At 70.8% G+C, this 14,228-nt stretch carries 6 protein-coding genes and 1 pseudogene; 5 read left to right on the forward strand and 2 right to left on the reverse strand.

The genetic code is table 11. The annotated features are described in order from the left end of the window. The first annotated feature begins 104 nt into the window (after positions 1-104). Together BBH68_RS31680 and BBH68_RS31685 are read left to right on the forward strand one after the other, a co-directional pair. Positions 105-2,456 carry a sialidase family protein gene (locus tag BBH68_RS31680; RefSeq protein ID WP_065967174.1) on the forward strand — a complete coding sequence of 784 codons (2,352 nt, stop codon included), beginning with the start codon at positions 105-107 and terminating at the stop codon, positions 2,454-2,456. Positions 2,457-2,616: 160 nt separating this feature from the next. Then, positions 2,617-4,620, forward strand: a complete 2,004-nt coding sequence (locus BBH68_RS31685) for a beta-galactosidase (protein WP_104531458.1) — start codon at positions 2,617-2,619, stop codon at positions 4,618-4,620. 16 nt (positions 4,621-4,636) lie between these two features. Here the strand turns inward: BBH68_RS31685 and BBH68_RS39975 are convergent. Both BBH68_RS39975 and BBH68_RS31690 read right to left on the reverse strand, forming a co-directional pair. Continuing rightward, positions 4,637-4,950 (reverse strand): annotated as a pseudogene (locus BBH68_RS39975) (family 1 glycosylhydrolase); the annotation flags it as partial. Next, positions 4,947-7,814, reverse strand: a complete 2,868-nt coding sequence (locus BBH68_RS31690) for a glycoside hydrolase family 3 protein (protein ID WP_065967175.1) — start codon at positions 7,812-7,814, stop codon at positions 4,947-4,949. The gene BBH68_RS31690 and the pseudogene BBH68_RS39975, both read right to left, overlap by 4 nt. Before the next feature lie 316 nt (positions 7,815-8,130). Between BBH68_RS31690 and BBH68_RS31695 the strand changes: the two genes are divergently transcribed. From BBH68_RS31695 to BBH68_RS31705, 3 genes are all read left to right on the forward strand, one after another. Further along, positions 8,131-10,116 (forward strand): beta-galactosidase, encoded by a 1,986-nt coding sequence (locus BBH68_RS31695; RefSeq protein WP_065967176.1) that lies wholly within the window; start codon positions 8,131-8,133, stop codon positions 10,114-10,116. 70 nt (positions 10,117-10,186) lie between these two features. Then, positions 10,187-12,328 (forward strand): alpha-galactosidase, encoded by a 2,142-nt coding sequence (locus tag BBH68_RS31700; RefSeq protein ID WP_065967177.1) that lies wholly within the window; start codon positions 10,187-10,189, stop codon positions 12,326-12,328. A 118-nt stretch (positions 12,329-12,446) separates the two neighbouring features. Further along, a complete protein-coding gene (locus tag BBH68_RS31705; RefSeq protein ID WP_065967178.1) occupies positions 12,447-14,207 on the forward strand; it encodes a cellulase family glycosylhydrolase in 1,761 nt (586 codons plus the stop codon). The last annotated feature ends 21 nt before the right edge of the window (positions 14,208-14,228 follow it).

Raw genomic sequence — 14,228 nt, forward strand, 5'->3', positions numbered from 1 at the left:
CCAATCATCCGAATCAACGACCTGCGAAGTACGGGTCTGAGCGATGTCCGTGTGCCACGCGCGTCGAAGACCAGCCTCTCGTATCCGCCGCAAAGGAGAACATCATGCGACGACGCACGTTCATCGCCTCCCTCGGCGCGGCCGCGGTCGTGGCCGGTGCCCTGCCCGCCCCGGCCTTCGCCAAGCCCGGCCTGCAATCCAAGGACACCTACGCATGGAAGAACGCCGTCGTCAACGGCGGCGGTTTCGTGCCCGGCATCATCTTCAACGAGACCGAGCCGAACCTGATCTACGCCCGCACCGATGTCGGCGGCTGCTACCGGTGGCAGGAGGGCTCCCGGACCTGGAAGCAACTGCTCGACTGGGTCGGCCGCGACAAGTGGGGCTACTACGGCGTGGTCTCCATGGCCACCGACCCGGTCGAGACCAACCGCGTCTACGCCGCGGTCGGCACCTACACCACCGACTGGGACCCCAACAACGGCGCGATCCTCTACTCCGACGACTACGGCGACACCTGGGGCATCGCCGAACTCCCCTTCAAACAGGGCGGCAACATGCCCGGCCGCGGCATGGGCGAGCGCCTGGCCGTCAACCCGGCCGACAACGCGACCGTGTACCTGGGCGCCCCCAGCGGGAACGGGCTGTGGCGCTCGACCGACTACGGCCGCACCTGGTCCGCAGTCGCGAACTTCCCCAACCCCGGAAACTTCGTCATCAACCCCAAGGACCCCTACCTCGCCGACAACCAGGGCGTGATCTGGATCGACTTCGACCAGACCGGCGGCAAGATCTACGTGGGCGTGGCCGACCCGGACGACCCGCTCTACGTGTCCGAGGACGACGGCGCGACCTGGCAGCCCGTCCCCGGAGCGGCCGCAGCGCTCGGCGACTGCGACGGCAACCGCACCATCCCCAAGCAGTCCGCCGTGGACAACACAAACGGCTACCTGTACATCATCACCAGCTATGACCCCGGCCCGTACAACGGCGTGCCCGCCACGGGCAACGGCGGCAAGATCCAGAGGCTGACGATCCAGACCGGCGAATGGACCGACATCACCCCCGCCTACAACCCGAGAGGCCCGATCCCCGGCTTCGGCGGTGTGACCGTCGACCGCCAAAACCCTGGCACGCTCATGGCTTCCACGTGCAACAACTGGTACCCCGACGAGATCCTCTACCGCTCCACCGACTCCGGGAAGACCTGGCAGATCAGCTGGGACTACGCCGAGGGCACCAATCGCACCGACCGCTTCGTCATGGACAGCACCGACGCCCCGTGGCTGTCGTGGAACGGCACCGACCAGGGGCCGGCGTACGCGGTCAAGCACGGGTGGATGATCGAGGCCCTCGCGATCGACCCGCACGACTCCGACCGCATCATGTGGGGCACCGGCGCCATGATCTGGGGCACCGAGGAACTGACGCGGTGGGACACCCAAGGCGAGCTGATCGGCCATAACGAGGCCGGCGAGCGGATCGCCCTGCCCATCGAGCAGTTCACCGTCCACGTACGGGCCCAAGGCGTCGAAGAGACCTGGGTCCGCGACATCACCGCCCTCGGCGGCACCCTCGTCTCCGCCATGGGCGACGTCAGCGGCTTCGTCCACACCGACCTCGACCGGGCCGAGCCGATGATCCGCTCCGGCTGGGCCGGCAACAGCCTCGACTACGCCCAGTCCGACCCGGACGTCATCGTCGGCAGCGGCGAAGTCAACGCGGACGTGGACGCCCACGTCATCGTCTCCACCGACCGCGGAAAGACCTGGAAGTCCGCCGCGCGCCTGGAAGACGTCCCGGGCGGCGGCTCCGGCGTCGTCGCCATCACCGCCGACGCAGCCGCCCTCCTGTGGTCCCCCAGCAACACCGACATCACCCCGGTGCGCAGCACCGACCTGGGCAAGACGTGGAACCCGGTCAAGGGCCTCCCAGCCGGGGCCAGGATCCGGTCCGACCGCGTCAACCCGTCGGTCGTGTACGCCTTCTCCGGCGGCAGGTTCTTCCGCAGCACCGACGCGGGCGCGACGTTCACCAACACCGGGGCAACAGGACTGCCCGCCGAAGGCGTCGACGACTTCAGGGTCGCCCCCGGCCACGAGGGCCACGTCTGGCTCGCCGGGCGCAGCGACAAAGCGGAGGTCGCAACCGGCTTGTGGCGCTCCAAGGACGGCGGCGCGACCTGGAAGCGCATCAGCGCGATCGACTTGGCGATCGGTGTCGGCTTCGGCAAGGCCGCCAAGCGATCCGGTTACCCTGCGATCTACACCTCGGCCACGGTCGCAGGCCAGGACGGCATCTTCCGCTCGACCGACGGCGGCGACCGCTGGTTCCGCATCAACGACGACGACCACCAGTGGGCCTTCGCCGGAAGCGCCATCACCGGCGACCCGCACATCTTTGGCCGCGTCTATCTGTCAGCACGCGGCGTGATCTACGGCGACATCGCCGACTGACGCGCGACGCGGCGCGGCTCCCAGCCGAAAGCCACCGCCGGCAGCCGCATCCGGCCTGACTGGACTGAATACCGCGTGAAGGAGAACCGATCACGACCGGAACACACCTGATTGAACCGCCCTCGCCCACCCGCCACCGACCTGAACCAGAGGAACCCTCGTGAACCGCTCGGCCGCAGGCCAGAATCTGCCCGACCTCATCGTCGGCGCCAACTACCACCCGCACGACTCCGACCCCGCCACCTGGCGGCGCGACGCCACGATGATGCGCGAGGCCGGCATCCGCATGGTACGCCTGGGCCACCTCGCCTGGGACACCTTCGAACCGAGCGACGGCGACTTCCGCTTCGACTGGTTCGACGAGGTCATGGACCTCATGCAGGACAACGGGATCGGCGTCATCCTCGACATCGCCGTCCGGCCCGCGCCGCTGTGGCTCCACCGCAAGCACCCGTCCATCGACATCACCGACGCGAACGGCAACCGGCTCTACGCCAACCACCGCTACATGGAGGACGTCGGCGACCCCGCGTTCCGGTCCCACGCGATGCGCTTCGCCGACGCGCTGACCAAGCGCTACGCCGGGCATCCCGCGCTGGCCGCCTTCGGCATCGACAATGAGCCCGGCGACGGCCCGATCTCCTACTCCGATGACGTCAGGTCCCGCTTCATCGCCTGGCTGGAGGCGAAGTACGGCACCACCGAGGCGCTCAATGCGGCCTGGGCCGGCCACCGGTGGTCCCGCCGCATCGACGACTTCGCCGAGGTCGGCCTCCCGAAGTCCGGGACCTACACGGGCGCCCCCGAACGCGTCCTCGACTTTCGCCGCTTCGTCTCGCACGAGGTCGAGACCTACCTCGAGGAACTCCTCGACGTCGTCGGCGCCAACGCCCCGGACGCCCTCACCACCACGAACATGTGGTACTACGCCGACCAGAAGCACTTCGACCACGCACCGATCGCCTACAGGGGACGGATCACCCGCGCCGGAAACGGCTTCTACCCGGGCGGCTCGATCATCGACAACGGCGGCCTCCGCGCCGCCCTGTTCGGCATGGCCCGCATCCAGTACGAGAACACCACCCCGTTCTGGTGCACCGAGTTCACCACGATGACCGCGGTCCCCGGCTCGATCCGCAAGTCCGCGTACGCGTCCCTCATACTCGGCAACCAGCTCGTGTGCGGGTGGACCTGGCAGACCATGCACGCCGGCGAGGAGCAGTTCCTCCAGGGCATGGTCGACTGGGACGGCCGCCCCAACCGCAAACTCGACGAGTACCGGCGGATCGCCGCCGAGTTCGCCAAGCTCGAAGGCCGCGGCTTCCCCTACCGGCCCCGACCCGAGATCGCGGTGGCGCTCGACTTCCCGAGCCAGATCGCGAGCGCGGTCCTCCCTGAGCGCCACGACGCCCAGGCCCAGACCGCGTTCGAAGCCGTCATCGACCGCAACCTCGACGCCCGCCTGGTCGACCTCGCCCGCAGCGAGCTCGACTACAAGCTGCTCCTCATCCCCGGCGTGCTGGTTCTCGACGAGGCGGCCGCCTCCCGCATCCGCGCGTTCGTCGAACGCGGCGGGACCGCGATCATGACCTCGTACTCAGCGACGCTCGATGCCGACGGACACGCGTTCGCCACCACCCGGCCGGGGCGGCTCGACGACGTCTTCGGCATCCGCGTCGGCTCCTACGAGGAGACCGCGATGCTGAACGAACTCGCGCACGGCCGCACCGGACACGAGGGACTCGACCTCGAGTTCGACGGCCGCGCCATCGCCGCCGCGACCCCGCGGTTCGACACGGTCGAGCTGGTCACGGCCGACGTCATCGCCCGCGCCGCCGGACTCGACGGGGACCGCCCGCTTATCACCGCCAACCAGTACGGGGCCGGACGCGCGGTCTACATCGCGCTCCCGGCGCGGCGCGAGGTCCTCGACCCGCTGCTCGAATCCGAGATCACCCGCCTGGGCATCGACCCGGGCCCGTCGGTCCCGCCGGGAGTGATGGCCCGCGCCGTCGACGACCGCCATGTGCTCTACCTCAACCTCGACGCCGAACCCAAATCGATCGTTTTGCAGGGCAAGGCGACCGGTGTCCTCCGCGAAACGCGCTACGACGGCGGGCTCACCCTCGGCGCCTACGATGCCGAAGTGGTCGAACTCGGCTGACTGCCCTCGTCGGCCGGAAGTCCAGGCCCTTGGCATTGGCCTGGCCCCGCCTGCTGCCCTCGGGCAGCAGGCGGGGCCAGGCGATCGAGAAGCGGTGACCGTCGACGCCGATGTCGCCCAGCAGGGCCGCGTCCTCGCGGTAGCGGTGGTAGTGGTCGGCGGCCGTGTCGCCGATGGCTCCGGCGAGGTACGGCCGGGGGAGTGACTGAAGGTGTCCCAGTTGGAGGGGCCGCGGCCGTCCTGGTCGTGGGCGCCCTCAATCTGGTAGGCGACGGTGGCGGCGCCGAGACGGTGTCCCGGGGCAGCACCGCGGAAGGCGGGGCTGTTCATGCGGCTCCGTTCTCGGGCGCGCCGAAGCCGAAGGAGGCCAGGCGGAAGTCACCGTGCAGGGTCAGCCGCAGATCGTGGACGCCCCCGTCGTGCGCTGCCGCGTCGGCGGTGACCGTCGTCCAGGTGTAGCGGCTGCCGGTGACCGGTACGGCGATCTGCGCCAGGAGCCGGTCGCCGGCCCGGACCTCCAGCCGTGCCTCACCCGCCCCCGCACCCTCGCGTGCGGCCTTCGCCTCGAAGCGGGCGGCTCCGGACAGGTCGACGGAGCGGTAGAGCAGGGTCGCGGGGAGCGCGGGATCGGCCGGGGTGACCGCGTCGCCGGCGGCGCGGGTGGCGTCGACGAGGGTGACGTCCGTGTAGTCGTCGAAGTCGGCGGCCTGGGTGTGTCGCCCGACGACCACGCGGGGTGCGGGGGGCGTGCCGGTCACCGTGAGCGGGGCGCGCAGGACGACGTGTTCCGCGGAACGGGCGACGAGGATCTCGTAGGCGCCCGGATCCACGGTGAAGGCCCCGGTGGCCACGTCCCAGTGGGCGAACCGGGCGGCGGGCAGCCGGAAGGTCACCTCCCGGCTCTCCCCGGGCGCCAGCCGTACCTTGCGGAAGTCGGCGAGCCTCAGCCGGGGCGCCTCGTAACGCGCGTCGAGGGCACGGGCGTAGAGCTGGACCACCTCGCTGCCGGGTCGTGCTCCGGTGTTGGACAGCGTCACCGTGACGTCGAGCGCACCGTCCTGCGGCACGGCCTGCGTGGACAGCCGCAGGTCGCTGTAGGCGAAGTCGGTGTAGGACAAGCCGTGGCCGAAGGCGTACAGGGGTGCGCCGTGGTGGTACTGGTAGGTCCAGCCGGCTTTGATGACGTCATAGTCGAGCGGGTGCGGAAGGTCGTCGTCGCCGCGGTACCAGGTCTGCGGCAGCCGGCCCGACGGGTCGGCCTCGCCGAGCAGTACGGCGGCCAGCGCCCCGCCCGTCTCCTGCCCGCCGTGGGAGGTCCACACCACGGCGGGCAGGTGCTCGTCCGCCCAGTCGAGGGCGTAGGGGTAGCTGCTCATGACGACCAGCGCGGTCTGCGGACGGGCCTCGACGACCGCACGCAGCAGCGCCTCCTGGGTCGCGGGGAGTGCGATGCCCGAACGGTCCTCGGTTTCGCGGCCGTTGATGAGCGGGTGGTTGCCGAGGACGACAATCGCCGCGTCGGCCGCCTCGGCGGCGGCGCGTGCTTCGGCCGTGCCGTCCCGGAGCAGCTCGCGCTGCCAGCGCTCGGCGGCCTGCGGGGTTTCAGCGGTGACCGTGACCCGGCCGTCGGCTGCGTCGACGACGGCATAGCGACCGGTGAAGACGTTGCACAGCAGCACCGTGTCGGCGTCGCCCGCCGGGTCGGGCTCCAGAAGGAAGGTTTCGTTGATGAACCAGGTCTTGATGACATCCCGCTCCGCGGCGAGCGAGTCGTCGTCCTTGCGGCTGAGGTAGCGGCCGGATTCGGCGTCGCGCAGGGTCAGCACCCCGTCGCCCCACTCGAAGACGTCGTACGCGGTCCCGCCGAGCCGTTCGCCCGAGGTGCGGGAGCGCAGCGCGATCCGGTCGGCGCCGTCCACGGTGACGACTTCGCCGCCGCTCTCGCCGAGCGCCGCACGCAGCCCGGACGCGATGCCGACCTGGTAGGGCAGGGTGCCGCTGTACCAGTCCTCGTACAGGGTGTCGGCGAGCGGGCCGATGACGGCGACGCGCGGCGCCCGCTTCGCCTGGAGGGGCAGCAGGCCGTCGTTCTTGAGCAGCACCACCGACTCGGTCGCGGCGCGCAGGGCGAGGGCGCGGTGCTCGGCGCAGTCGACGACCTCCGGGCCGATACCGGCGTACGGGTCGAGTTCCGGGTCGAACTCACCCAGCCGGAAGCGGATGTGAAGGTGGCGCCGGGCCGCTCGGTCGATGTCCGCCTCGTCGATCAGGCCGCGCTCCAGGGCCTCGCGCAGCCGGCCGACGGTGATCGAGCTGTCCTCGCGATGCTGGGTGAAACTGTCGATGCCGGATTTCAGCGCGGCGGCATGGGATGCCGCGTGGTCCTCGAAGTAGTGCTCCATTTCCACCAGGTTGGAGGGCGCATACTCGTCGCTGACCACGAACAGTTCATGGCCGGTGGGCCGGGCCCAGGTCCGCAGCTCCGTCTCGAGGAGCGGGCTGACGTGGCAGGGGCGGCCGTTGACCAGGTTGTACGCGGCCATCGCGCCGGTCGCCGCGCCCGAGGCGACGATGGGCCGGAAGGCGGCCAGGTCGTACTCCTGCAGGACGCGGGGGCGCAGGCCGGAGGAGGTGACGCAGCGGTCGTCCTCGTTGTTGTAGGCGAGGAAGTGCTTGAGCACCGGAGCCGCGCGCAGGTAGGCCGGATGGTCGCCGGACAGGCCCCGGCAGTAGGCGGTGCCCAGCCGGGCGGTGTGCACCGGGTCCTCGGAGTAGCCCTCTTCGTTGCGGCCCCAGCGCGGGTCGCGCAGCAGGTTCACCACGGGTGCCCACGTCTGGAGGCTGTTGGTGCCGACGCCGTTCGCCGTCGGGCGGTGGTAGTGGAAGGCGCGCAGTTCGACCGAGACGGCCTCGGCGACCTCGTGGACGAGTTCCTCGTCCCAGGTCGCGCCGAGCCCCACGGCCTGCGGAAAGACGGTCGCCTCGCCCAGCCATGACACGCCGTGCAGCGCTTCCGTGCCGGTGCGGAACGAGGCGACGCCGAGGCGCTCCACGGCCGGCGCGTACTGGTGCAGCAGCGCGATCCGCTCGTCGAGCGTGAGCCGCCCGAGCAGGTCGTCGACGCGCTTGTCGATCGGCAGCGCGGGGTCACGGAACGGAAGCCGACCGGCGGCGGACAGGGACGGAGAACCCACGAGGCTGACCCCTAAGAACGCTGGCTGGAGGTGTTGAAGCGCTTCGACGCTGCCACTCACCCCAGGGGACTGTCAATGACCAGCGGCCAGGAAAGTTTCTTTGGTTTCCCGCTCTTGTTTCGCGAGGAATGTGTCATTAACGTTTCGGCGCCGGGTCAAGCGCTTCGACGAAGCGAAGGGGAGGGCCGCCGGCATGACCAACGGGTTGAACCGCAGAAGCTTCGTCGGCAGAACCGGCGCTGCTGAAGCGGAACTGCTCCCTGACCGTACACAGAGCAGTGGGCCGGTCACGTCCCCTTAATCCGAAGGACCAGTCATGACATCGCGGAGCCTGACCGACCGCCTGGGCGGACTCGCCTTCGGCGGGGACTACAACCCCGAGCAGTGGGACGAACCCGTGTGGAAGGAGGACGACGAACTGATGCGCCGGGCCAGGGTCAACCTGGCCACCGTCGGCGTCTTCTCCTGGGCACTGCTGGAGCCGGAGGAGGGCCGCTACGACTTCACCTGGCTGGACGCCCACCTCGCTCGCCTGCACGAGAACGGCGTGGCCGTGGATTTGGCCACCCCCACCGCCTCCCCGCCGCCCTGGTTCACCCTGGCCCACCCGGACGCACTGACGGTCCAGCCCGACGGCACTCGCCTCACCCATGGCAGCCGGGACACGTACTGCCTCGCCGCGCCGGCGTACCGGAACGCCGCCCGCCGGATCGCTGCCGCACTCGCCGAGCGGTACGGCGACCACCCCGCCCTCGCGCTGTGGCACGTGCACAACGAGTACGGCACGCTCTGCTGGTGCGACCACACGGCCGCCGCCTTCCGGGTGTGGCTGCGCACCCGACACGGCTCGCTGGACGCCCTCAACCAGGCGTGGGGAACGGCCTTCTGGAGCCAGCGCTACACCTCCTGGGAACAGGTGCTGCCGCCGCGCGCGACGAACTGGCACAAGAACCCCGGCCAGGTACTGGACTTCCAACGCTTCTGGTCCGACGAGATCATCGCCGCCTACCTCGAACAGCGCGACGCGATCCGCGCGCACAGCGACCGGCCGGTGACGACCAACCTGATGCTGCCCACCTACCAGAACGTGGACCTGTGGTCCTTCGCCCGGGAACTCGATGTGGTCACCTCCGATCACTACCCGGGGTCACCGGGGCTGGACGCCGCCGCCGACACCGCCTTCCACGCCGACCGCACCCGCTCCCTGGCCGGCGGTCGCCCCTGGTTGCTGATGGAACAGGGCACCAACACCGTCTACGACGGTGACCGGGTACTCGGCAAGGAGCCCGGGGACGTCCTGCGCCACACCCTCGGTCACATAGCGCGCGGTTCGGAGGGCGCCCTCTTCTTCCAGTGGCGGCAGTCCCGGGCCGGCGCCGAGACATGGCACTCGGCGATGGTCCCGCACGCGGGGCCGGACAGCCGTGTCTTCCGCGAGGTCACGCAGACTGGCGAGGCGGTCGCCCGGCTCGGCGAACTGGCGGGATCGGCGGTCACCGCGCCGGTGGCCGTCCTGCACGACTCTGACGCGTGGTGGGCGCTCGGCGTGGACGGCCTGCCCTCCTCCCGCCTCGGCTACCACGCGTCACTCGTCCGAGCGCACCGAGCGCTGTGGGACGCGGGCGTCACGGCCGACTTCGCCCACCCCGAACACGAGTTGAGCCGCTATCGGCTGGTCATCGCACCGGCCCTGTTCCTCCTGTCCGACCAGGGCGCCGAGAACCTGCGCCGTTACGTCGCCGACGGTGGGACGCTCCTCGTCCAGCACGCGAGCGGGTACGTCGACGACCGCCTCCACGCCCGGCTCGGCGGATACCCGGCCGCTCCCCTGCGGGAGGCTCTGGGCCTCCGCGTCGAGGAGTACCGGCCGCTGCGGCGGGACGAGCGGATCGCCCTGTCGGACGGATCGCACGGCACCGACTGGAGCGAGTCCCTGCGCACCGAAGGCGCGGAAGCGCTCGCCGCCTACACCCACGGCATGCTCGCCGGCAGCCCGGCGCTGACCCGTCACCGCTTCGGCGCCGGGCAGGGCTGGTATCTCTCCACCCGCCTCGATGACGCCGAGTACGGCGCCCTGGTCGCCCGACTGCTCGACGAGGCGGGGGTGGGCTCCGCGGCGCCGGGCCTGCCCGCCCAGGTGGAAGCCGTCACCCGGCAAGCACCTGACGGCCGCCGCTGGCGCGTCCTGATCAACCACCGCGCCGACTCCGTGCTCCTGCCCGAGCCCGCCCACGACCTGCTCACGGACGGCACGGTGTCCGAGCTGCCACCCGGCGGCTGCGCCGTGCTCCGCGTGGCCTGAGCCGAACCCCGGCCCTGACCCGTCGTTTCTCCCCCACGCTCCCCCGCTCTCCCCCACCAGAAAGGCAACCATGACCAGCGCACCGCGGACGCTCCGATGGGGCCACTCGGCTCTCGAGGTCGAGATCGGCGTCGGCGACGACGGCACCGCCCGCCTCACACGGGTCGGCCTCCCCGGTGGCACACCCCCCGAACGGCGCTCCTGGCCCCCACTGCCCCTGGTGGAGGTGACGGCCGCGGGCCACGGCCGCGCCTGGTCGGGCGGTCGCCTCATCGACACGTCCCTCGGCGGGCGACTGCGCTACCGCGCCCACCGAGCGACCCGCGACGGTGACTGGCATGTGCTGACGGTCGAACTCCACGATTCCGGGACCGGGCTCGGGGCCGAGGTGGTCTACCGCTCGCCGGAGGCCGTGCCCGTACTGCGCGGCGAGGTGATCCTGCGCAACGAAGGGCGGGACACGCTGCACCTGGAGTCGGTCTCCTCCCTCGTCGTCGGCTGCCTCGCGGACGGTCCGGAAGCCATCGGGGACGCGGACCTGCTGTGGGCGGAGAACGACTGGGTCGCCGAATGCCGCTGGCAGCGCAAGCCGATGCGGGTGACCTCCCCCGTCCTGAACGACCGCGCCGTCGCCTACGACAACGGCAAGGGGGAGTTCACCCAGACGGGGCGGGGCGTGTGGTCCAGCTGTGGCCGGCTGCCCATGGGCGGTCTGGCCGACCGCCGCTCCGGCCGCACCTGGCTGTGGCAGATCGAGCACAACGGCGGCGGCTGGCACTGGGAGTGCGGTGCACGCGACGAGCTGGCCTACGTGGCGCTGCTCGGCCCCAACGACACCCACCACGGCTGGCGCCACCCTCTGGAGCCCGGCGACGAGTTCCGCACCGTCCCCGTCGCCCTCGCCTTCAGCGCCGACGGCGGCCCGGACGAGGCGTTCGCCGCGCTCACCCGCTATCGCCGTGCGATCCGCCGCCCGCACCCCGACCACCAGCGCCTCCCGGTCATCTTCAACGACTACATGAACTGCCTGATGGGGGACCCCACCACCGAGAAGCTGCTGCCACTGATCGACGCGGCGGCCGAGGCGGGCGCGGAGTACTTCGTGATCGACGCCGGCTGGTACGACGGCGACAACGGCGGCTGGTGGGACAGCGTCGGCGCCTGGGAGCCGGCCGCCTCCCGCTTCCCCGGTGACCGCGGGATCCACGAGGTGCTGGACCGCGTCCGGGAGCGCGGTATGGTCCCCGGCCTGTGGCTGGAGCCGGAAGTGATCGGCGTACGCAGCCCCATGGCCACGTCCCTGCCCGACGAGGCGTTCTTCCGCCGCGACGGCGTCCGCGTCACCGAGACCGGCCGCCACCACCTGGACCTGCGTCACCCCGCCGCCCGGGCCCACCTGGACCAGGTCGTGGACCGTCTGGTCGGCGAGTGGGGCGTCGGCTACCTCAAGCTCGACCACAACATCGATCCCGGCTCCGGCACCAGCGCCCACCCCGGCGAGACCCCGGGCGCCGGCCTGCTCGGCCACAACCGTGCCCACCTCGACTGGCTCGACGGCGTCCTGGACCGCTATCCGCACCTCGTGGTGGAGAACTGCTCCTCCGGCGGCATGCGCTGGGACTACGCGCTGCTGTCGCGGCTGCAGTTGCAGTCCACGAGCGACCAGCAGAACCTCCAGCTCTACGCTCCCATCGCCGCCTCCGCGCCCACCGCGGTCACCCCCGAGCAGGGCGCCGTCTGGGCCTACCCCCGACCGGAGGACTCCCCGGACGAGGTGGCCTTCACCATGGCCAACGCCCTCCTCGGCCGCGTTCACCTGTCGGGAATGCTTCCGGACCTGCGGCCCGAGGACCGGGCCCTGGTCCACGAGGCCATCGAGGTGTACAAGGCCATCCGGACCGACCTGGCGCAGGCCGTCCCCGCGTGGCCGCTCGGTCTGCCGGCCTGGAACGACCCGTGGCTCGCCCTGGCCCTGCGCACCCCCGCCACCACGTATCTCACCGTCTGGCGCCGCCCCGGCGCCGAGGCCACCACCACCCTCCCCCTGCCTCACCTCCAGGGTTCCGCGGCTCGCGTCGACATCCTCTACCCCACCGCGAGCCAGGCCGCTCCCTCCTGGGACCCCGAGACCGCCGAGCTCACGCTGACGCTGCCCACGGCTCCGTCCGCCGTGCTGCTCCGCCTCGCCCCCGCGGTGCCGGACTCGCCCTGAGCCACCGCGACCGCACGCACCCCGCCGCCGTGGAGACGACGGGCCCCTCCCGTGGCCATCCGCCGCTTCATCCCCCCACGGGCGGAACCTCCGCCCGGCCAACAGAGAAAGGGCAGAGATGAAGGGAACGCAACACCCCACCGGCCGCCGCGGTCGCGGCCCCGGCCGGGTGCTCAGCCTCCTCCTGGCGCTGGTCGCCACCATCGGGCTGACCAGCACCGCGGCCTTCGCCGCAGCGGGCCACAAGGACACGTTCTCGGCAGAAAAGCCCCGGCCTGCCGCCGGCCCGATGGACACGGTGGCCGCGATGCAGCCGAGCTGGAACCTGGGCAACACCCTGGACGCCATCCCCGACGAGACGTCCTGGGGCAACCCGCCGGTCACCAAGGCCCTGTTCGACACCCTCAGGTCCCAGGGCTTCCGCAGTGTCCGGATCCCCGTGACGTGGACCGACCACCAGTCCTCCACCGCCCCCTACACGATCGACGCGGCCTGGATGAACCGCGTCAAGCAGGTGGTCGACTGGGCCCTGGCCGACGGTCTCCGCGTCGTGATCAACGTCCATCACGACTCGTGGCAGTGGATCGCGAACATGCCCACCGACCACGACAACGTCCTGGCCCGTTTCAAGGCCACCTGGACCCAGATCGCCGCCACGTTCAGGGACTCCCCGCAGACGCTGCTCTTCGAGAGCAACAACGAGCCGCAGTTCAACAACACCACTGACGCCCAGGGCATCCAGTACAACAGCGAACTGAACACCGCGTTCCACACCGTGGTGCGCCAGTCCGGCGGCAACAACGCGACCCGTCTGCTCCTGCTGCCCACCCTGCACACCAACGCCGGCCAGGAATTCCTGGACACCCTGGTCAGCGAGATGACGTCGCTGAACGACGCCAACCTCGTGGCGACCGTCCACTACTACGGCTGGTACCCGTTCAGCGTGAACGTCGCGGGCGGCACCACGTTCGACGCCACCGCGCAGAAGGACATGACCGACTCCTTCGCCCGGATCCGCAACACCCTCACCTCCAAGGGAATCCCCGTCTACCTCGGCGAGTACGGCCTGCTGTCGTACCCCGACCACAACCATCCCCCGCGGGTCGAACGGGGCGAGGCGCTGAAGTACTTCGAGCAGTTCGGCTACGAGGCCCGGGCCGCCGGAGTGACCACGGCCCTGTGGGACCCCGGAACCTTCGCCTTCCTGGACCGCTCCACGCTGCGGTGGACCGACCCCGCCCTGATCAACCAGATCAAGTCGAGCTGGACCACACGCTCCGGGACCGCGTCCTCGGACCGCGTCTTCCTGGCGAAGTCGGGTCCGATCACGGCCCGGACGCTCACGCTGAACCCCAACGGCACCGGCTTCCGGGGGCTGTGGCAGGGCGGCACGGCACTCGTCCAGGGCCGGGACTACACCGTCTCCGGAAACCGGCTCACGCTCACGGCTGCCGCGCTGACCCGGCTGGCGGGCAACCGCGACTACGGCGTCAACGCGACGATCGAGGCCCGGTTCTCCCGGGGCCTCCCCTGGAAGATCCACGTGACCACGTACGACACGCCGGTGCTCTCCAACGCGACCGGTGGCACCAGCGGACTCACCATCCCCACCCAGTTCCGCGGTGACCAACTGGCGACCATGGAGGCCAGGTACGCCGACGGCGGCAACGCCGGCCCGGTCGACTGGTCTTCCTACCAGGAGTTCAACGAATCCTTCTCCCCCGACTACCCGGGCAACGCTCTCCTGCTCACCCCCAAGTTCGTCAACGCACTGCGTGACAACGCACAGGCGACGCTCACCTTCCACTTCTGGAGCGGAGCCACCGTGACGTACCGCGTGACGAAGTCCGGAACCTCGGTGACCGGCACCGTCGGCTGACGGACCCTGGCCCCGGGTGCC

This window comes from Streptomyces sparsogenes, from assembly GCF_001704635.1.
Classification (GTDB): Bacteria; Actinomycetota; Actinomycetes; order Streptomycetales; family Streptomycetaceae; genus Streptomyces; species Streptomyces sparsogenes.

What these genes read in the sequence shown, in the direction of transcription:
- BBH68_RS31700 (WP_065967177.1), top strand. Translation starts at nt 10,187, where the DNA reads ATGACCAGCGCACCGCGGACGCTCCGATGGGGCCACTCGGCTCTCGAG.
- BBH68_RS31680 (WP_065967174.1), top strand. Translation starts at nt 105, where the DNA reads ATGCGACGACGCACGTTCATCGCCTCCCTCGGCGCGGCCGCGGTCGTG.
- BBH68_RS31705 (WP_065967178.1), top strand. Translation starts at nt 12,447, where the DNA reads ATGAAGGGAACGCAACACCCCACCGGCCGCCGCGGTCGCGGCCCCGGC.
- BBH68_RS31695 (WP_065967176.1), top strand. Translation starts at nt 8,131, where the DNA reads ATGACATCGCGGAGCCTGACCGACCGCCTGGGCGGACTCGCCTTCGGC.